The sequence below is a fragment of the Corallococcus terminator genome, from assembly GCF_049194865.1.
Taxonomy (GTDB): domain Bacteria; phylum Myxococcota; class Myxococcia; order Myxococcales; family Myxococcaceae; genus Myxococcus; species Myxococcus terminator_A.
The window spans coordinates 1-18,900 of record NZ_JBLZWL010000064.1 but is presented as its reverse complement, the minus strand read 5'-3'; the positions used below and the strand labels follow the sequence as shown (position 1 = coordinate 18,900).

Sequence of the window (18,900 nt, the reverse complement as noted above, 5' to 3'; positions counted from 1 at the left end):
GCGACCCAGGCAGGGACGATGAAACCGGTGGTGGAAGAAGCGCGGGTCAGGGAGACCGAGGTGGAGGAGAAGGCGCGGCGCCGAGGCTTCACGGCAGAGTACAAGTTGCGGGTGCTCGCGGAGGCAGACCGCTGCTCGAAGCCCGGTGAAGTGGGAGCACTGCTTCGCCGGGAAGGGCTGTACTCGTCGCTGCTGAGCGTGTGGCGGCGCCAGCGCAATGAAGGGGAGCTGTCGGCGCAGAATCCGAAGAAGCGCGGCCCGCCGGCGAAGGTCCCCGACGCGAGTGCCCGGCGCGTCGCGGAGCTGGAGAAGGAGTTGGCCCGGGCCCAGGTGCGCCTCAAGCGAGCCGAGGCCCTGCTGGACCTCCAAAAAAAAGTATCGGAAATCCTCGGAGTGGAACTGCCCAAGCCCGACGAGGAGCCCTGATGCAAGTGGCGAGGGAGGCGGTTGGCCAGTGGGGCGTGGCGCCCGTGTGCCAGGCACTGGGCCTGGCTCGCGCCACCTTCTACCGAGGGGCCCAGCCGAAGCAGGAGTCGGTGCCCAGGGCCAGCCCACCGCGAGCCCTGCCGCCCGAGCAGCGGGCCGAGGTGCTCGCGGTGCTGCATGAGCCGAGATTCGCGGATGCCGCGCCCGCGGAAGTCTACGCGCAGCTGCTCGACGAGGGCCGCTACCTGTGCTCGGAGCGCACCATGTACCGGATGCTCGCCAGCAACCACGAGGTGCGCGAGCGACGCAACCAGTTGCGCCACCCCAACCACCCGGTGCCCCAACTGCACGCGACGAAACCCAATGAACTCTGGAGCTGGGATATCACCAAGCTGCACGGCCCGACGAAGTGGACGTACTTCTACCTCTACGTCGTCCTGGACGTCTTCAGTCGCTACGTCGTTGGCTGGATGGTGGCGCATCGCGAGTCGGCCACCCTGGCCCAGAAGCTGCTGGCGCAGACCTGCGAACGCCAGGGGATAGTGCCCGGCCAGTTGACGATTCACGCCGACCGAGGCTCCTCGATGACCTCCAAGCCGGTGGCCCTGCTGATGGCCGACCTGGGCGTCACCAAGACGCACTCCAGGCCTCATGTCTCCAACGACAACCCCTTCAGTGAGGCGCACTTCAAGACGATGAAGTACCGGCCTGACTTCCCCCAGTGCTTCGGCTGCCTCCACGACGCTCGCGGCTTCTGCGGTGACTTCTTCGGCTGGTACAACCAGGAGCATCACCACGCGGGCCTCGGCCTGCTCACGCCCTACGACGTGCACCACGGCCTGGCTGCCCAGCGCATCGCCACCCGAGCCGCAGTGCTCGCTGCCGCCTACGCCTCTCACCCCGAGCGCTTCCCCCGCGGCCCTCCCAAGCCTCAGTCGCTTCCGAACGCCGTCTGGATAAACGACCCCGCGCGGCTCTCCGCCTCTCAGTAGACCACGCAGTATTCTCACCAATTCTCTGTCTCATCCGCGTTGACAGGTTCCGTTCGCTCGCTCTGGCGCTTCCTCGCGCAGGTCTTGCAGTCATCCAGGGATGCTTGCCCGGTGTCTCCGGACAGCTGACCGGTGAACATCCAACGCGAACAAAGCGAGCGGCCACCACGGAAGTAATGGAAAGTGTTCGCATTCAAGGGCATAGCCCACCCCTCTGTTGTCAGCTCCAGTTCCGTATTCATGCGCCTCTCCTAGTTCCGTCTGAGGAATATGCGCAGCAGACCAACGGCCGGTGAAGGCCTCAGGTCAGGTGCAGCACTTCTAAATGCTGCTGAAAACTGCGGGTGAGCGGTTGCTATCACTCGGTGCTCAATATGCACCGAGGCCGCATCCTGTAGGCGGGCCGGCTGCGTGCTCAATGCGCTGGCCTTGTCCAAAATGGGCTCGTTCCTACGCCTATCCATGAGGCGTTCAGCGATTGCTCCATGGGCTAAATATGACATACGGGTCTGACACCCCTCATGCTCCGCATGGGGACCGAGGGCCGCTTCGATCGCTTGCCGCCCTGGCCCTCGCTTTTCGTAAGTAGCGAGAGAGGCCAGTTACAGATTGTCGACTTGGTAGTCCTCGACCAGTACGCTCATCATGAGCCTGTTCTCCTACTATTGGACGGCTCCGCCCGGGTGGGTAGGGCGGTCTTCGTCCCGTAGTCCTCGTTAAAGAGACCGGGCAGGCCGCCGCGTTGGTGCCATGTCGTTGCCGCAGTGCATCTACTTCATCAGCGCCTTTCGGGTCTTTCCTGGGTGTTGCTGTTGTGATGACGCTCCTAGCGACACGACGCTAGAGGCGTGGCGCCCCCTTTGTAGGCGCTCCTACGGTCGGATGCAAGATGGCGCAGTCCCGCAAACGCCGACCCGAGCGGGCAGATCAATACGAGAGCCCGGCCTACCACGACTTGCAGGCGCGGCTGGCTGCAGCCGTGCGTCATCTGCGCGAGGTGAAGGGCTGGACGCAGGAGGAGGCTGCGCACCGCTGTGGCATGACGACGCGCCTCCTCCAACGAGTGGAGGGCGAGGACGTCAACGCCACCTTCACGACGCTGGCGCGCCTGTGCGGAGGCTTCGAGGTGGATGTGGCGCAACTCTTCCAGCGTAGCCCTTCAGCGAAGCATGAGACTTAGCCCGTCCTATTGGCGACTTCGGATGACGATGCTTTTCAAGTTCAAGAGGAGGCAATGGTGAACGGAGTTCTGGAGACCGCAACGATTGTGGCGGCGGAGTCCACTCTTGTGCCCCGCATCGACGGGCCTGTCCTGCGCGAGACTCTCGATGCGCTTGCCGCAGGGGCGAACGATTCGCAGCCGATGTCCCTCGAAACGCTTGAGCGCGTAAAGCAGCAGGTAACGCAGCTCATGACGTCGATCCTCAGGAGCTACGACATCGACGTTGCGCGGGAGGAGGTCGGCCCATCCGGGTCCGGGAGATCGGCCGAGGCTCGCCCCGTTCGTGAGGAGTGCCCGACAGGCCTGCTTTACGGACGCGTGCAGAGTGGCAAGACACTCGCCATGATCACGACGGCTGCAATGGCGATTGATAACGGATTCCGTATCGTCGTGGTCCTCACGTCGGACAACGTGAGTCTCGTGAAGCAGACCGCCGGACGCTTCGGGATGCTCCAGGGTGTCGTAGTCAAGGAGTCAACGGATATCGGATCGTGGCTTGCAGATGTGGATCATGTCCGCGCATCGATCGCCGAGGCGGGCCTTGTCTTGATAACTGCAAAGAACACTTCACATCTATCGACCTTCGTAGAATTCCTCCGGACTGTAAAGGCAGCGAACTACCCTGCCTTGATTCTCGACGATGAGGCTGACCAAGCTTCACTCGATACCAGTGTCGCAGCACGCGCTCGTGCGCGCGCAGCAGGTAAGACGAGAGTCGAGGCTGTCCCGAGTGCCATCTTCTCCAAGACGAACGTCAACGAGCGCGAAGGGGAACAGGGGCTCTCCATTCGCCAGACGCTTCCCCATCATCTCTACCTTCAGGTCACTGCGACTCCTTACGCGCTGCTCCTCCAAAGTACCGACAGTCCGCTTCGTCCTCTCTTCACCGAGCTGCTTGAGCCAGGCCAAGGCTACACGGGAGGCGAATTCTTCTTCCCGAAAGACGTCATCGACGAGGGGCGTGCCCCGCTCGTCTACGTCGCGTCCGATGAAGCAGACCAGCTTGGCAACGGTCAGATGCCCGAGGGTCTGCGGAACTCGCTGGCCTACTTCCTCGTTGCCGCTGCCGCACAAGGCTTGATCAACGAAAAGTCGAAGTTCGGGCCGCAGAACTACCTGTGCCACACCAGCGTCCGGAAGAACGACCATCAGATTGCCGCCGACCGCGTTCGCGAGTTGCTCATGGAGATCTACGAGTCGCTTAAGGGCGACCGCCCGCGAGACATTGCTCGCGTTGCATTGCAACGTGGTCTCCACGAACTGTCGCGCAGCGTTTCCCCCGTCCCCTCGCTGGAAAGCGTCGAATTGTATGTGCGGCGCCGATTGCGAGACCGCGAAGTGAAGGTAGTGAACTCCGAGCAGGACGACGCAAAGTTCGGGCCAAAGCTCAACTTCATTGTTGGCGGGAACATCCTTGGGCGCGGCCTCACAATCGATAACCTGCTGGTCACGTACTACCTGCGCTCCGCCAAGATTGCGCAGATGGACACGATGCTCCAGCATGCGCGCATGTTCGGCTACCGCCACGGAGCACGCCCTTTCCTTCGCGTGTACATCCCTGAGCTTCAGGCGCTGCGGTTTCATCAAATATGCACTGCCGAGGAGCGCCTGAGGGAACTCTTGGGAAGGAACGGCAGGCGTGCCAGAGTTCCGGTGCAAGTAGCCAAGAAACTACGGGCTACACGGACAAACGTGCTCGATACGTCCCATGTCGTGGCGTACATGCCTGGAGAACATCTCTATCCGGCTGCGCCCCTCTTCAATGCGAAGAATCCGGCGGAGGAACACAGGAAAGCCCTGGCGCGAGTGGAGACTCTTTTCCCGAACAAGAAGTTCGAGACTATTCTACGCGACCAATTGCACCGGATCGCACTTGCCGATGTCATAGACGCGCTCGACTACCTGCCGTACCAGGAACTTGGTACGGAACAATGGGATCCCGAAGCAATGAAGAGCGTTCTAGAGAGTTCGACTAAACTCTTCGGGAATTCTGCTTACCTCTATGCACGTGTTGCGCAGCGCAATAAATTGACCGAAGGCATGGTCTACGGCTCCGAGCTTCAGATGCTGCGTGGGGCCGGCCTCCCAGTGCTCTGCATCTTCAAGGACGACTCACGGAAGCTGAAGGCTATCGGGAAGACCGTTAAGGTCGACATCGACTTTCCGTACATCTTTCCGGAATTAATCCTTCCCGAGCGCGAGGACCTACCCGCGCATGTGTTCAACGACAGCGCTGATACGGGCGAATGAGCTGGATGTCCGCAGTTTTTGACCGTGGCCCCGTCCACGCGGGATATGGATGAGAAGCCCCACTTCACGGCATGTCGGAGGTGCGGTACATCGTTCACTTACACGGAACGCCACGGTGCGAAGGCAATTCCCTGATCAAAGCAGTTCGAGCAATTTGGTCCCTCGGCCCTCGCCGAGGCCAGATGAGGAACGTTGGCATGCGACTCGTGGACCTTCTCGCAGCGTTGGACCAGGATACGTTTGAGCGCCTCTCTCATCACTTCCTTGAGCTGGGCGAGGCTGAGTCCCGTGCGGCTGCTTGTGTGAACCTTGAGAACATACTGCGTAGCCCCAAGCATGTGCGGGAAACGATCTACAATCTCCAGCCGCCGGCATTCTGGATTCTGGAGAAGCTTTTGGATGTTGATGCGCACTCGACTCAGCTTTCGGGATTAAAGGAGCATGCCATCGCAGAGACGCTCGCTCTCTCTCGGCGGGTGAGTAGTGGTCAACTTCTCGGGAGAAACGAGGGTCTTAGCGTCTATCGGCACGTCCTGCTTGAGGCGCGGCGGAACGAACTCGAGCTAGATGCTTCCGAGGCGGCTTTGCTGGGGGTGCTTCGTCGTGAACTCAAGATTCGGCAGGTGGAACATTTTCTTATCGAGCATCACGGCGACTTCTATTCGTTCTGGAATACGGATCACGCGTTCCTAGCCGCTCTTAACGGCTTGCGTTCGAGTGGGGTGGCCTACATCACCAACGGCTCATTGGTATTTCCCGAGGACCTTGTTGCAATTGCTCGGCAGGTTTTGGGGATCGAGGCCGGCGCAGATGCTCGCAAACGCCTATTTGAGCGGCTGAGCGGCAACGATACGAGTGCTGTCTTAGACGCAGCGGAGCTTCGGACGACTGGCACGAAGGACGAGAAGTGCCAACGTTTGGTGGAGAATTACATTCAGCCATCGGAAGCTCTTGGGGTGGTGTCGCTCGGAAGCTTGCGTGATCTATGTCGTGACCTCGACCTTGGTGCGGCTGGCCCCAAGGATGAACTCATCGCTCGTTTGGTGCGTCATTTTGCTCTCGCTTACGACATCCGGCCGAAGCCTGCCGAGCCACCACCTCCACCGCTCGAGCCTCGCGTACTGACTCCGGCGGCCTTTGACACCCTCTTTGGTGCGTTTCGCGGCCAAGACCTTTCAGACATCCTCGCGGGAATCGACGCGAACCGCGTGACAGGGACGAAGGAGCACCTTGTGCGATTGCTCCGAGAGTCGCGTTTGGGCGAAGCCGCGCTCCTTATGGAGCTTGATCTGCGACAACTCGAAGCTGTGCTTTCGAAGCATCAGATCAAGACAGGAGGGGCAAAGCGGGAAAAGATTCAGCGATTGCTGGAGTTCTTCTCCACGCCGCCCTCAATCCCCGAAAGACAGCAGAATGGCGAGCAGCGAAATAGTGACACGACGATGGAATCAGGCACCTGAACCAATGCCGCCAACCCCACTAGGTGCCTGCTTCTGAACACCGTGTCCCAGTTGTAAGCATTCACGAGGGCTCGGGTCCAGTCCCGAATCGTGTGTAGTTAACACGTAACCGTTCACGGGGGCGGGCCGCTGGAAAGATGAACTGAGGCTACGTGCCGGGCAGCAGCGAGGGTGCGGGAGTGCCGTGGAGCTGAGCTTCGACGGAAGCCGTGAGGTATTCGAGCACGTTGCGCTCCTGCTTCCTGAGACTCGTCACTGCGGTGAGGATGCGTGCGACGAAGAGACTGCCGTCCTCACTCTGGGTGCCGAAGCTCGTCTTGCGCCAGATGACGGCATGGCGCAGGTCTCTCTCGGCGAGGTTGTTGGTGGCCTACGGCGTGGGAGAGGTATCCGTCCGACGGACGACGTGCTGCGGGGCGTTGCCGGGATGAGTGTGGCAGGTCATCCCTCGACGGATGAGGAGGAGAGTTGAGAAGCCAGAGTGGGTGCGCGTCGCGGAGGAGTTCGAAGCGAGCGGGCTGACGCAGCGGGAGTTCGCCGGACGCCGGGGGCTGCGGCTGAGCACCGTGCAGTCATGGGTCTACCGCCATCGGCGCCAGGTGAGCACCAAGGTCGAGCCGGCTGTGCGCCTGCTCCCGGTGCAGGTGAGCCGGGAGCCAGCGTTCGAGGCGTTGGCGCTGGAAGTCATTGGCTCCGCTGGAGCGCGCGTGCGTTTCGCCCCCGGCACGGACGTGGACTACGTGGCCCGACTGGTGGCGGCGCTGGAGCGCACCGCGTGCTGACACTGCCGGCCTCGGTGCGAATCCTTCTGGCCACCGGGCCGGTGGACATGCGCAAGTCGATTGATGGGCTCATGACGCTGGTGCGCACCGCATGGGGCGAGGACGTCTACTCAGGCCACCTCTTCGCTTTCGTCAGTCGGCGCGGACCCTCTCTGCCAACGTGAGTGAGACAGTCCGTACCGAGCAGTTTAGTGTGCAGGGCGACCCAGGCAGGGACGATGAAACCGGTGGTGGAAGAAGCGCGGGTCAGGGAGACCGAGGTGGAGGAGAAGGCGCGGCGCCGAGGCTTCACGGCAGAGTACAAGTTGCGGGTGCTCGCGGAGGCAGACCGCTGCTCGAAGCCCGGTGAAGTGGGAGCACTGCTTCGCCGGGAAGGGCTGTACTCGTCGCTGCTGAGCGTGTGGCGGCGCCAGCGCAATGAAGGGGAGCTGTCGGCGCAGAATCCGAAGAAGCGCGGCCCGCCGGCGAAGGTCCCCGACGCGAGTGCCCGGCGCGTCGCGGAGCTGGAGAAGGAGTTGGCCCGGGCCCAGGTGCGCCTCAAGCGAGCCGAGGCCCTGCTGGACCTCCAAAAAAAAGTATCGGAAATCCTCGGAGTGGAACTGCCCAAGCCCGACGAGGAGCCCTGATGCAAGTGGCGAGGGAGGCGGTTGGCCAGTGGGGCGTGGCGCCCGTGTGCCAGGCACTGGGCCTGGCTCGCGCCACCTTCTACCGAGGGGCCCAGCCGAAGCAGGAGTCGGTGCCCAGGGCCAGCCCACCGCGAGCCCTGCCGCCCGAGCAGCGGGCCGAGGTGCTCGCGGTGCTGCATGAGCCGAGATTCGCGGATGCCGCGCCCGCGGAAGTCTACGCGCAGCTGCTCGACGAGGGCCGCTACCTGTGCTCGGAGCGCACCATGTACCGGATGCTCGCCAGCAACCACGAGGTGCGCGAGCGACGCAACCAGTTGCGCCACCCCAACCACCCGGTGCCCCAACTGCACGCGACGAAACCCAATGAACTCTGGAGCTGGGATATCACCAAGCTGCACGGCCCGACGAAGTGGACGTACTTCTACCTCTACGTCGTCCTGGACGTCTTCAGTCGCTACGTCGTTGGCTGGATGGTGGCGCATCGCGAGTCGGCCACCCTGGCCCAGAAGCTGCTGGCGCAGACCTGCGAACGCCAGGGGATAGTGCCCGGCCAGTTGACGATTCACGCCGACCGAGGCTCCTCGATGACCTCCAAGCCGGTGGCCCTGCTGATGGCCGACCTGGGCGTCACCAAGACGCACTCCAGGCCTCATGTCTCCAACGACAACCCCTTCAGTGAGGCGCACTTCAAGACGATGAAGTACCGGCCTGACTTCCCCCAGTGCTTCGGCTGCCTCCACGACGCTCGCGGCTTCTGCGGTGACTTCTTCGGCTGGTACAACCAGGAGCATCACCACGCGGGCCTCGGCCTGCTCACGCCCTACGACGTGCACCACGGCCTGGCTGCCCAGCGCATCGCCACCCGAGCCGCAGTGCTCGCTGCCGCCTACGCCTCTCACCCCGAGCGCTTCCCCCGCGGCCCTCCCAAGCCTCAGTCGCTTCCGAACGCCGTCTGGATAAACGACCCCGCGCGGCTCTCCGCCTCTCAGTAGACCACGCAGTATTCTCACCAATTCTCTGTCTCATCCGCGTTGACAGGTTCCGGGAGACCGGGTGAAAATCCTCACCTTCAGCCGCGGCGGCTTCGTCCTGTACTACAAGCGTCTGGAGACGGGCCGCTTCCGGCTGCCGCCGGTGGACGCCGATGCCCAGTCGGTGCTGTTGGACGCCACGCAACTGGCGATGCTGCTGGATGGCATTGACGTGGCTGCGGTCAAGCGCCAGCCCGCCTGGGCGCCTCCGGGGCGGGCAGCAGGCCGCTGAGCACCTGACGAGGGCAATGGTCCACCCGGCGGGTTGTTGCTCGCGGGTGCCCCGTCAGTTGCCACTCGACCACCATTGCCCTTGGCGCGAGGAAGCCGAGGAGCTCAAAGCGGAGGTGGGCCGTATCGGCGGGGAGCTGGATGTCCTCAAGGGGCAGATGGCGGCCCTCCAGCGCCATGTCTTCGGCAAGAAGGCGGAGAAGCTGCCGACGGTGGCAGCCGAGCTGCGCGAGGAAGAGACGGGCGCGGAGGCAAAGGCCGCGCGGGACGAGGCGGCGCTGAAAAGGCGACGGGAGCGCGCGGCCCGCAGGGCCCAGGAGGCGCCCACCCGCGAGATTCGCCACGCTGTCCCAGCCGAGGAGCGCCACTGCCCTGCTTGCGGCAGTGAGGACTTGAAGCCGCTGGGCAAGGGCCGCACCACCGAGATGTACGAGTACCTGCCGGCCCGCTTCGAGCGACAGGTGCGCGTGCAGGAAGTCCTCGCGTGCCAGTGCGGTGCGGGCGTGGTGACGGCACCCGCGCCCGCCAGGGTGGTGGACAGGGGCGAGTATGGCCCGGGCCTGCTGGCGCACGTGGTGGTCTCCAAGTGTGCCGACGCCATGCCGCTTCACCGACTGGCGCAGAGGCTGGAGCGGGGAGGACTCCCCATGAGCCGCAGCACGCTGACGGACCTCTTCCACCAGTCCGCCTCGGTGCTGCTGCCGCTGTCCGAGCATCTGCTGCAGTGCATCGCCTCGGCCGAGGTGGTGTGGGCGGACGAGACGCCGCTGCATGTGCTGGACGTGAAGAAGACGAAGCGCGGCTACCTTTGGACATTCCTGACGCATAACGAGCGAGGCGAGTGGCTCATTGTTGCGAGGCGAGCTGGTTGATGGACGAGCGATCCGCTTGGTTGATGGGCATCACCGAGCGCGAGCGTGAGCGAGCGCGCTCGGAGATGGGAGCGGCCTACTGAGTGGCGGAGTCGGTGTCGAGCACGCGTGCGAGGACGTCGCGCTCGACGAGCTTTTTCTTGCGACGCGCGGCCTCGCGAAGCGCAGTGGTCGCGAGCCGGTCGATGTCGCGGTGAGCCCCGGAGGCGGCCTCGTGGAGCATCGCCATCGCGTTGGAGGCGAAGAGCTCTCGCTCGCAGCCCGCGTTCTTCAGCCGCAGGCGGAGGTACTCCGCGGTGTCATCGGGCCCAAGCGCGTCGATGGTGAGGCGGCGTGCGAGGCGGGAGGCGAGGCTGCGGTTACGGCGCATCGCGAGCCGCGAGTCGAGCTCGGGCAGTCCGACGAGGATGAGGGAGAGGAGCGCCTTGGAGTCCCACTGGTAGTTGAGGAGGATGTGGAGGTGGTCGAGCACGTCCTGGTGGAGCAGGTGCGCCTCGTCAAGAAGGAAGACAGGGTGGATGCGCTCGCGACCGAGGTCCTCCACGTGGCTGGACACGGCGTAGAAGACCGAGGCCGCGGTGGCGGAGGGTGTGAGCCCGAGGGCAAGACACAGCTGGCGGTAGAAGTCGCGGCGGCCCAGCGTGGCGTTGTGACAGTAGGTGAGGCGGAAGCCCGCCTGGGGGAGCCGGTGGCGCAGCGCGCGCAGGACGCACGTCTTGCCGACGCCGGGCTCGCCCACCAGCATGACGCTCTGCCGCTCGCGCACGGCTTCGCAGAGGTCCTCGACGAGGTCCGTCTTGGAGGCCGGCAGCCAGAGGTCCGCGTCGGCAATCTCCTTGGAGAAGGGCGCATCGCGGAAGCCGAAGTGGGTGACGTAGGCGGGCGTCATGAAGCACCTCCATCGCGATGCCGAGGAGGACGCCCGACGGCGCGGTCGAGGAGCGCGCGGGGCGGGTCAAACGCGGGATGTGGCCGGTACGTCTCGTCGTGGAGGGGCGGCCGACGCAGAGGCCTTGTGCGGCGCGCGTTCTTCACCGCGTCGACGGGGTGGAGTGTGTAGCGCTTGCCCTCGAATTCGGCCCAGGGAGTCTCGCCCAGGTCGACAAGGCAGCGGCACAGGTGCACGAGGCGCCCGGCGAGGTGGCCGGCGTCGAGCTCGTAGTCGACGCCATCGACAGCGACGGTGGTGTCGCGCCGCACGCGCCGGCGGATGCGGGTGGTGAGGGCCTCGCGCAGCTTCGCCTCGTCGAAGCCATCGGGCGCCCGGGGCGCGGCCTCGAAGACGGTTTTCGGTGTCGCGCCCATGAGGGCAGCGTGCGACGTGACGTGGTAGTGCGCGTCGAGGAAGGCGCAGAGGCGGACATTGACGTCGTGCAACGAGGCGACAGGCCCGAGGAAGTCGAGGCAGCCCTCGCGCAGCGTGCGCCAGAAGCGCTCCATCTTCCCGCGGGCGGGGGCGTCGTAGGGCCGCGCGTGCAAGAGCGACGTGCCGATGCGAGCGCACGCGGTGGCGAGCGTCTCGCCCCGGTACGTGGCGCCATTGTCCAGGTAGAGAGCGTCCGGCGGACCGTGCTTGCGCAGGGCGCGCACCATGAGGCCAAGCATGTCCACCTCGCGCTCGGTGTGGTGGGCCTCCAGCGCCACGACGTACCGACTCGCGTCGTCCAGCAGCGCGTGGATGCGCAAGGGCAGCGACTTGCCCCCGACGGTGAGTCCAGGCCCGTGACACAGCACGTCCGCGTGCCACAGGGCCATGGGGCGCTCGGCCTGCCAGCGCAGGCGCGTCTTCGTGCCGCTGCCGTCACGCATTCCGACGCGGTCGAGTCCTGCTTCCGCGAAGAGGCGGCGCACCGTCGTCGCCGAGACGGCGTCCTTCTCGAGCCGGCCATCGGTGACGAGCGTGCGCAGGATGAGCGTCACGGACGCGGACGGGTACTCCCGCCGGATGTCGAGCAGCAGTTCGCGCTGGGCCGCCGAGAGCTGTTGGGCGCGGCCCTTGTCGCTGCGGCCGCGCGGGGCGAGGCCTGAGAGGCCGCGCTTCTTGTACGCGTAGTACCAGCGCTCGAGCGTGGCCGCCGAGTAGCAGTGGCTCGCCTTGGCGCCCGGCGGCACGAAGCGCTGCTGGGCGAGGGACTCGAGCGCCGAGGCGAGCTGGCCTCGGTCCATCTGCGCCTGGGTGAGGACGCCGATGACTCCGTGGCGAAACACCGCCACCGCCTCGGCGTGGGACTTCGGGGTGAGGCTCTTCATTTTGCGCGGACTTCCCTTCCCGTACCCCCCCTCATCCCGGCATGGGCCTCTTGGGAGAGCAGACGCCTACCGTCCCGCCGGAGGCAGGCCTTCGAGGACGGGGCTTGTCGGGTGGGACGGACTTCTAAAGCGGGGCGAGCCGATGGCCGCGGAGCGAGTCCCTTAGCGAGCGCGCTCGGCTCCCCAGAATGCACAGGCGGACAGCGAGGGCGGTCCCGTCGCCGGTAGCGCAAAGGCGGCGACTGTCGTCGCTGCTCGTGCGGCCACCGCTCGCGCCGTCCAGTCCTCGGGCGCCGGCCGCACGCAGCAGAGCAGCCTCCCGCGCCTGGCCTCCCCGGCCCAGCGGCAGAGGGAGTCCCAGCGCCCGGCGCTCCCTGGCCCCACCACGTCCCACGGACTCACGCGCCTGCGCACCGCCGCAGCCGTCAGCGACTCGAGCCCCCACAGGGCGAGCGCCCAGGCGAGGGCCGCGAGCGAATACAGCTTTCTGGCCAGCACCTCCGCGGGCACGACCGTCTGCGACACGCCGCACGCACGGCAGCGGTAGCGTCGCACGCGCAGCTCTACGAGGACGGGCGACGCACCAGCGTCCAGCGGCCCGCGCACCTGGCGGCTCCGGCTGCCATGCCCATGAAGCCCCAGAGGCCCTCCCACAGGTCGGCTCGCCGCGCCGCAAGCGGCGCAGCTCGCCGGGCGTACCGCCGACACGGACGGCATCTGTGCCGCCCAGGACTTGACGCCGACGCGCGTCCGTACGACTCCTTGGGTGCCTCGCTTCTCTCTCACACGTCAAGCGGGGCGCTCGACCTGTGAGCGTGTTGGCGCACGCTCCAGGTCACCTTTCTCTCACGCGAGCTGGCGAACACCGCCGCGCCCCGTCCTCTCAGAACCCTGCGGACTACCTCACGCAGCGTGGCGCGCCAGAATCCGGCTCGCTGCTGGACTCCGCGCGGCCTGCAACATCCCTTCCCGGCAACCAGCACGCTCGTCGCGACCGAGATCTCCATCAACCACTTCGCTCAGTAACACTCATCGGCTACCGCTTCAGCATGGGGCGCGCGGGCAAGACGCCCAAGCAGGTGCTGGGTGGCACCACGGGCGCACTCGTGGTGGACGGGTACACCGGGTACAACGCGGTGACGCTGCCAGCAGGGCGCATCCGCGTTGGATGCTGGGCGCATGTCCGCCGCCGCTTCTTCGACGCGCTCGCCACCGCCCCCGAGGCCCGCGAAGTCCTGGACCTCATCCTCGCCCTCTACCGGGTGGAGGCCCATGCGCATGACGCGGGCGTGGTACGCACCGCTGCGCACCGCGAGCTGCGCCAGTCCCATAGCGTACCCGTCCTCGCGCAACTGCGCGCCTGGCTCGAGGAAGAGGCCCCACGCCACCTGCCGAAGGGCCCCCTGGGGCTGGCCATCTCCTACGCCATGAAGCAGTGGGACGCGCTGAGTCGCTTCGTCGAGGATGAGCGGTTGCCCCTCGACAACAATCGCTCGGAGGCGGCGCTCAGGAAGGCAGCCCTCGGGCGTAAGAATTTTCTCTTCGTCGGGCACGAGGCCGCGGGAGAGAACCTCGCGGGCCTCTACGCGCTGGTGGCCACCTGCGAGGCCAACGGCGTCAATCCCGAGGCGTACCTCGCCGACGTCCTGCTGCGCGTGCAGGCGCATCCCAACTCGCGCATCGGTGAGTTGCTTCCTCACGAGTGGAAGCATCGACACACCACCGACCCGCCCGAGTCACACCTCCACCCCAGCCTCTGAGCTCATCGCGGCGCGCGCCGAAAACAGCCCTCGTCCGTCATCAACCTCTCACGCCACGTCGTTGGCCGGACGGTTACCGTGGCTGGAGCTGCTTCGCCAGTTGCTGGAGCGCGGCCTGACGGGCGTGAGGCTCGTCATCGCCGATGGGCACGCGGGCCTGGCCGCGGCGGCCCGGCAGGCGCTCCCGGAGGCGAAGCTGCAGCGCTGCACGGTGCACCTCACCCGCAACGTGCTCGCCAAGGCCCCCTGGAGGCTGCGCGGGCGGCTCGGCAAAGAGACGTCGGCCATCTTCGAGGCGCCCACCCTCCAGGACGCCAGGAAGCGAATGGAGGCCCTCCAGGACGGCCTGGGGCGTCAGGTGCCCGAGGCCATGGAGTGCCTGCGCCAGGGCTTCGCCGCCGCCACCTGCTTCTTCGCCTTCCCGAAGGCCCACTGGAAGCGCCTGCGCAGCACCAACGGCCTGGAGCGCCTCCACGGCGAGGTCAAGCGCCGCATCCGGGGCGTCGGCGCCTTCCCGGACCGTGCCAGCGCATTGCGCCTCATCACCGCCGTCGCCCTCGAGGTCACCGGCGTCTGGGATGACCGCCGTTACCTCGACATGTCCCTGCTCAACTCAACCCCAGACACTGCCCCTGCTTGAAGCCGCCAAGGAGCCTTCCTCCCCCGAACCCCCTCCGAACCAACTACACAAGATTCGGGACTTGACCCGCGAATCACGCTGCCACTCGTGCTCGTCGTGGGGCCCGTCACCGTGAAGGCCCAGTCCTCCATCACCCTGAGCAGCGACCCCAACGGCCGGCCGAACTCTCCCTTCAAGAGGATCATCATCAGCAACAGCTGCCTGGCGGCGGGGACCGAAATCGAGCTGGCCGCGGGCAAGGTGGCACCCATCGAGTCCGTCAAGACGGGTGACTAGGTGCGCAACCCGCACCAGCCCGCGCTCACCGTCATGGACACCGCCATCGGCGTGGAGGCCGTCCCCATGGTCCGCATCCGCATCCGCAGCGAGGCGGGCCGCTCCCTGCTGATGACGGAGATGCACCCCATCCAGGTCCTGGCGCGCGGCATGGTCCAGGCCAAGGCCCTGAAGAAGGGCGACGTCGTCATGACCAGGGCGGGCCCCAGCAAGCTCGTCGAGGTCAGCCGCGAGCCGTACGCCGGCAAGGTCTACAACGTCAAGGTGGGCTCGGACGCGGAGAAGCTGGCGCTCGCCTCGGACCAGACCGTCGTCTACGCCAACGGCTTCGTCGTGGGTGGTGGCCAGATTCAGCAGAAGTACGAGTCCATCGCCATGACGCGCAAGGACGGCGACGTGCTCGCCCACCTGCCCGAGAAGTGGCACCGCGACTACCTGATGGCCGCCAGGCGCAAAAGCATGGGACGGAGAGGAGCCCTGTTGAGGGCGGCGGGCTGGTGAAGAGGGGCCAAGAAGGGCCGCGGGAGGGTGACACGCGGGCTGTTCGCCGGGCCGGAGCAGAGAAGGTGTCCGGTGGCGGACTTCGTGGCCCTCCATTTCCCGCGCAATTCCTATCCAATCACGACATGCTCGGACCCCACAAGACAAGCCAGACAACCACGCCACCCACACGACCCGCGGAAACGTTCAGCGGACATGGAAGGACGTCGCTGCATGAGGACCCGTCTCGACTGCCTGTCTCGCGAATTCATCGAGAATCCCCACGCGCACCTGGCGGAGCTCAGACGCCAGGGCCCCATCGTCCAGGTGGACCCGGGCGGCATGTGGGCCGTCACCCGCTACGACGAAGCACACTACGTGCTCAAGTCGCCGCAGCTCTTCTCCTCCACGGGGATGCGCCTGGCGTTCCAGCCGGAATGGCTCGGGCGCTCGAATCCCCTGGTGGAGTCTCTTCCCTTCCTGGACCCGCCCCAACACGGACGGCTGCGGACACTCATCCTGCGGGACTTCACCTCCGCGGCCATCAAGCGTTTGGAGCCGCGAATCCGCGCCATCACCCGGGAGCGCATCGCGCGAATGATGGAGCAACGGACGGTGGACTACATGGAAGCCCTCGCCGTTCCCATTCCCGCCACCGTTGTCTGCTGGCTGCTGGGGTTGGACACCGCGCTGCTGAAACACTTCGAGCGCTGGGCGCATGACATCGCCCTCATCGGCGGTGTCCACCCGGAGGACACGAAGCAGATGGGGCAGTGCCGCCAGACCCTCGACGAGATGGAGCGGTATGTCCAGGATGCCCTGGACGCGCGGCGCAAGACGCCTGGCGATGACTTGATGAGCGACCTGCTCCACGCCAGCGCGGGCGGGCAGGCCCTGACCCCACAGGAGCTGATGAGCTTCTTCTTCGTGCTGTTCACCGGCGGGGTGGAGACGACGACCTATCTGCTCGGACAGAGCGCCCGGATGCTCTGCCAGCACCCGGAGCTGCTCCCCCGCCTGCGGGAGACGCCGACCCTCATCCCCTGCTTCGTCGAGGAGACCCTGCGCTACGAGCCCTCCGTCGTGGCACTGCTGCGCACGTGTCTGCAGGATGTGACGGTGGCCGATACCGAGCTGCCCAAGGGAAGCGTGGTGCTGGTGTCCCTCGCCTCCGCGGCCCGCGACGAGAAGCTCTTCCCCGAGGGTGACAGGTTCATCCTGGGGCGGGAGAACGCGCAGCACCTCACCTTCGGCCATGGCATTCACTACTGCCTGGGGGTGATGCTGGCGCGGCTGGAGGCGAGCATCGCCCTGGAGGAGCTCATCCCCCACGTGAGCCGGATGGAGCTGCGCACGGAGCGCATCGACTGGACGACCTCCCTCGTCGTTCGCGGGCCGAGGACGCTGCCCGTCGAACTCTTCCCCACCTGACAGCGTAGTTCAGTTGGGCTGAGCGACGGAGTAGCCGCAGTGGGTAGACCAGCCCAAGGTGTCTCCCGGAGATATGGCAGCCAGGGCCAGTTTGATGCCCTGGCGGAGTCCAGACCGGGTACGCAGCCGCCACTTGCGCAGCAGCGCCTTGAACTTGCTCCACGCCAGCTCAATAGGACTGAAGTCGGGACTGTAGGGAGGCAGGAAGACGACTCGGGCGCCTCGCACGAAGCGGCCCCAGACTTCCAGGCTGGTGCCGCCCTCTACCTCCATATGGGCCTCGATGCCCTGGAGCGACAGGGCGCCGAGCACCGTTGTCACGCAGCCCCGGTTGCGCGGCACCGCCTCGCCCGTCAGGCGCTCTCCCGCAGGCGCTCGCCCGTGCGTGCGGGTCCTATCCGTACGGCTGCCTGTCTCATTGACCACAACGAGCTTGTCGGGGTCGACCCGCTGCATGGTGGTCGCGGTGGGGCTGTTGGGGTGCGAGGGTTCATCACTGGACCCGGACCCGCCCGACAGGGTGGGGCAGGGGACGCGGGGGATTGTGGGAGGCATCGAGGCCTGGCCCTACTCCTGGCCCTGGATCGTCAGCCTGCAATCCATCGGGTACCACTTCTGCGGTGGCAGTCTGCTGCGTGTGGGGAGCCAGCCCCGGACGGACATCGTCCTCACCGCCGCGCATTGTGTCGCGGATGATCGCATCCCTGAGTTCCGGGTCGTCGCGGGGGTGCACGACGTCCGAGGACCGGGGGCGAGGCAGGTCACCACCCGGGTGGCGAAGATTGTCTATCATCCGGATTACGACCCGGAGACGTCGGAGAACGACATCGCCGTCCTCAAGCTCGAGACGCCCGTCGCGTTCGGAAGCGGGACCTCGACGTCCTGTGGACGAACCTCCAGTCCGCACCGCTCCTCGCGGTCATCACATCCCCCTGTCAGGGGTTGGCCGGTGGCCCAGCCCGTCTGTCTGCCTTCACCCGGGCAGCAGGTCCCCGTCGGCGCGAGCGCGTCCATCGCGGGCTGGGGGCTGACGAAAGAGGATGACTACGACACGTCCAGCATCCTGATGCAGGTGAAGGTTCCCATCGTCAGTGATGAGGCGCTGGTCGCCGCCTACGCCCAGGAGCGGATTCCCATTGCTCCCGCGCTGATGTTGGGTGCCGGGTTTCCGGAAGGGGGCAAGGACTCGTGTCAGGGAGACAGTGGGGGTCCCCTGGTTCTGGCCGAGCCGGATGGGTCCTATGCGCTCCACGGCCTCACGAGCTTCGGCCTGGGCTGCGGACGCCCGGGGCTGCCCGGGGTCTACACACGTGTCTCCCCTTACCTCCCGTGGATCCACGCGCGGATTCACGAGCTCAGCGGCGTCCAATAATAGACAAACCCGCCAGTGTAGCGTGGCTGTCCTCGTCGACCAACCGGTCCTTGCCCCGTGGAGGGTGCTCCTCGGGGCGTGGGTGTTCTTGCTCCGCGCGTGGCTTGTAATTCCAAGGCACCCGCTTCCCCGCGGGCGCGGGCGTCCACCCCGGACGCCGCCTCTCGACAGGAGCCTCACCCTCATGGCCCTCGAGTCACCCGTTCCTCGCGCTGTCGTCGTCGGACTCACGCTGCTGTGCTTCGCTTGTTCGGACGACAAACCCAGACAGCCCGAGCCTCCACCGCCGCCGCCGGTGGACCCGTGGGATGGAACCTACACGCCGCTCGTCGACCCCACGGATTGGGAGGACCCGGGCGAGTACGCGCCCTGCACCGCCACCGTCCCCCGAGGCACGACGTTCGACTGTGATTCTCCCGAGCTGTTCGACGTGTCGAAGTGCGACACGGCCTCGCTCACCGCCCTGGAGCCGCATGGTGTCTATCAGGTGGACCTGCGAAACTCGGCCGCCTTCCCGGACTTCGTCAGCCTTCGGGTTCCCCGAGGCGGCGGAGAAGGGACGATGGATGGACGTCCCCTCGTCCGTCAGCAGATGACGGGCAGCTTCCACCTCACCAACCGCTTCGAGCTCTCGAACGCCCAGCGACAGGTGGCGCTCATGGGTTGCCAGGTCTCACGGCCCGGGTTCGTGACGGGCTGCTATGCGCGCTGCACCAACGGCAAGGTAGGTGGCACCGGGACGTTCGAGGCCGCGCGGATGACGTGGGGTCGCGGCGAGGCCGAGTCCTCGGGCGGTCTG

At 65.9% G+C, this 18,900-nt stretch carries 15 protein-coding genes and 5 pseudogenes; 16 read left to right on the top strand and 4 right to left on the bottom strand.

The annotated features are described in order from the left end of the window. The first annotated feature begins 18 nt into the window (after positions 1 to 18). From ACN469_RS20555 to ACN469_RS20540, 4 genes are all read left to right on the top strand, one after another. A protein-coding gene (locus ACN469_RS20555) for an IS3 family transposase (RefSeq protein ID WP_498768365.1) occupies positions 19 to 1,418 on the top strand; the annotation gives its coding sequence in 2 pieces (ribosomal slippage) (positions 19 to 376 and positions 376 to 1,418; 1,401 coding nt in all). An 889-nt stretch (positions 1,419 to 2,307) separates the two neighbouring features. Continuing rightward, positions 2,308 to 2,598: a helix-turn-helix domain-containing protein gene (locus ACN469_RS20550; protein ID WP_498770416.1), complete on the top strand. Its 291-nt coding sequence runs from the start codon at positions 2,308 to 2,310 to the stop codon at positions 2,596 to 2,598. Between the two features lie 9 nt (positions 2,599 to 2,607). Then, positions 2,608 to 4,890 carry a Z1 domain-containing protein gene (locus ACN469_RS20545; RefSeq protein ID WP_498770414.1) on the top strand — a complete coding sequence of 761 codons (2,283 nt, stop codon included), beginning with the start codon at positions 2,608 to 2,610 and terminating at the stop codon, positions 4,888 to 4,890. A gap of 197 nt (positions 4,891 to 5,087) precedes the next feature. Further along, a complete protein-coding gene (locus tag ACN469_RS20540; protein WP_498770412.1) occupies positions 5,088 to 6,350 on the top strand; it encodes an SAP domain-containing protein in 1,263 nt (420 codons plus the stop codon). Positions 6,351 to 6,498: 148 nt separating this feature from the next. On the opposite strand, the pseudogene ACN469_RS20535 reads toward ACN469_RS20540, so the two are convergent. Next, positions 6,499 to 6,717, bottom strand: a pseudogene (locus tag ACN469_RS20535) (hypothetical protein); the annotation flags it as partial. A gap of 118 nt (positions 6,718 to 6,835) precedes the next feature. Between ACN469_RS20535 and tnpA the strand changes: the two are divergent. The 5 genes from tnpA (at position 6,836) to ACN469_RS20510 (ending at position 9,892) form a co-directional block, all read left to right on the top strand. After that, positions 6,836 to 7,132: an IS66 family insertion sequence element accessory protein TnpA gene (tnpA, locus tag ACN469_RS20530; protein WP_498770410.1), complete on the top strand. Its 297-nt coding sequence runs from the start codon at positions 6,836 to 6,838 to the stop codon at positions 7,130 to 7,132. Continuing rightward, positions 7,126 to 7,296 (top strand): IS66 family insertion sequence element accessory protein TnpB, encoded by a 171-nt coding sequence (gene tnpB / locus ACN469_RS20525; protein WP_498770408.1) that lies wholly within the window; start codon positions 7,126 to 7,128, stop codon positions 7,294 to 7,296. The genes tnpA and tnpB (ACN469_RS20525) overlap by 7 nt, the downstream gene beginning before the upstream one ends. Positions 7,297 to 7,350: 54 nt before the next feature. After that, a protein-coding gene (locus tag ACN469_RS20520; RefSeq protein ID WP_498768365.1) for an IS3 family transposase occupies positions 7,351 to 8,750 on the top strand; the annotation gives its coding sequence in 2 pieces (ribosomal slippage) (positions 7,351 to 7,708 and positions 7,708 to 8,750; 1,401 coding nt in all). 61 nt (positions 8,751 to 8,811) lie between these two features. After that, positions 8,812 to 9,021, top strand: a complete 210-nt coding sequence (gene tnpB, locus ACN469_RS20515; protein WP_498770406.1) for an IS66 family insertion sequence element accessory protein TnpB — start codon at positions 8,812 to 8,814, stop codon at positions 9,019 to 9,021. Between the two features lie 115 nt (positions 9,022 to 9,136). Beyond that, on the top strand, positions 9,137 to 9,892 hold the full coding sequence (locus tag ACN469_RS20510) for an IS66 family transposase (protein WP_498770404.1): 756 nt from the start codon (positions 9,137 to 9,139) through the stop codon (positions 9,890 to 9,892). A 76-nt stretch (positions 9,893 to 9,968) separates the two neighbouring features. Here ACN469_RS20510 and ACN469_RS20505 read toward each other — a convergent pair whose 3' ends face one another. Next, a complete protein-coding gene (locus ACN469_RS20505) occupies positions 9,969 to 10,781 on the bottom strand; it encodes an ExeA family protein (protein ID WP_498770402.1) in 813 nt (270 codons plus the stop codon). Beyond that, positions 10,778 to 12,142 carry a DDE-type integrase/transposase/recombinase gene (locus ACN469_RS20500; protein WP_498770400.1) on the bottom strand — a complete coding sequence of 455 codons (1,365 nt, stop codon included), beginning with the start codon at positions 12,140 to 12,142 and terminating at the stop codon, positions 10,778 to 10,780. The genes ACN469_RS20505 and ACN469_RS20500 overlap by 4 nt, the downstream gene beginning before the upstream one ends. Positions 12,143 to 13,170: 1,028 nt before the next feature. Here ACN469_RS20500 and tnpC point away from each other — a divergent pair. The 5 genes and pseudogenes from tnpC to ACN469_RS20475 form a co-directional block, all read left to right on the top strand. Next, positions 13,171 to 13,902, top strand: a pseudogene (gene tnpC, locus ACN469_RS20495) (IS66 family transposase); the annotation flags it as partial. A gap of 79 nt (positions 13,903 to 13,981) precedes the next feature. After that, positions 13,982 to 14,542 (top strand): annotated as a pseudogene (locus ACN469_RS20490) (IS256 family transposase); the annotation flags it as partial. Between the two features lie 96 nt (positions 14,543 to 14,638). After that, on the top strand, positions 14,639 to 14,818 hold the full coding sequence (locus ACN469_RS20485; RefSeq protein WP_498770398.1) for a hypothetical protein: 180 nt from the start codon (positions 14,639 to 14,641) through the stop codon (positions 14,816 to 14,818). Continuing rightward, positions 14,819 to 15,319, top strand: a complete 501-nt coding sequence (locus tag ACN469_RS20480) for a Hint domain-containing protein (RefSeq protein WP_498770396.1) — start codon at positions 14,819 to 14,821, stop codon at positions 15,317 to 15,319. 213 nt (positions 15,320 to 15,532) lie between these two features. After that, complete coding sequence (locus ACN469_RS20475; protein WP_498770394.1) at positions 15,533 to 16,729, top strand: cytochrome P450; 1,197 nt, start codon at positions 15,533 to 15,535, stop codon at positions 16,727 to 16,729. 98 nt (positions 16,730 to 16,827) lie between these two features. Here ACN469_RS20475 and ACN469_RS20470 read toward each other — a convergent pair. Further along, a pseudogene (locus tag ACN469_RS20470) lies at positions 16,828 to 16,954 on the bottom strand (transposase); the annotation flags it as partial. A 229-nt stretch (positions 16,955 to 17,183) separates the two neighbouring features. On the opposite strand from ACN469_RS20470, the gene ACN469_RS20465 reads away from it, so the two are divergent. Next, a complete protein-coding gene (locus ACN469_RS20465) occupies positions 17,184 to 18,101 on the top strand; it encodes a serine protease (protein ID WP_498770392.1) in 918 nt (305 codons plus the stop codon). Between the two features lie 184 nt (positions 18,102 to 18,285). Beyond that, positions 18,286 to 18,900, top strand: a pseudogene (locus tag ACN469_RS20460) (LVIVD repeat-containing protein); the annotation flags it as partial.

Excerpts from the sequence above, each read along its gene's own strand:
- ACN469_RS20540 (WP_498770412.1), top strand. The coding sequence starts at position 5,088 with ATGCGACTCGTGGACCTTCTCGCAGCGTTGGACCAGGATACGTTTGAG.
- ACN469_RS20500 (WP_498770400.1), bottom strand. The coding sequence starts at position 12,142 with ATGAAGAGCCTCACCCCGAAGTCCCACGCCGAGGCGGTGGCGGTGTTT.
- ACN469_RS20505 (WP_498770402.1), bottom strand. The coding sequence starts at position 10,781 with ATGACGCCCGCCTACGTCACCCACTTCGGCTTCCGCGATGCGCCCTTC.
- ACN469_RS20550 (WP_498770416.1), top strand. The coding sequence starts at position 2,308 with ATGGCGCAGTCCCGCAAACGCCGACCCGAGCGGGCAGATCAATACGAG.
- ACN469_RS20475 (WP_498770394.1), top strand. The coding sequence starts at position 15,533 with ATGAGGACCCGTCTCGACTGCCTGTCTCGCGAATTCATCGAGAATCCC.
- ACN469_RS20465 (WP_498770392.1), top strand. The coding sequence starts at position 17,184 with ATGGTGGTCGCGGTGGGGCTGTTGGGGTGCGAGGGTTCATCACTGGAC.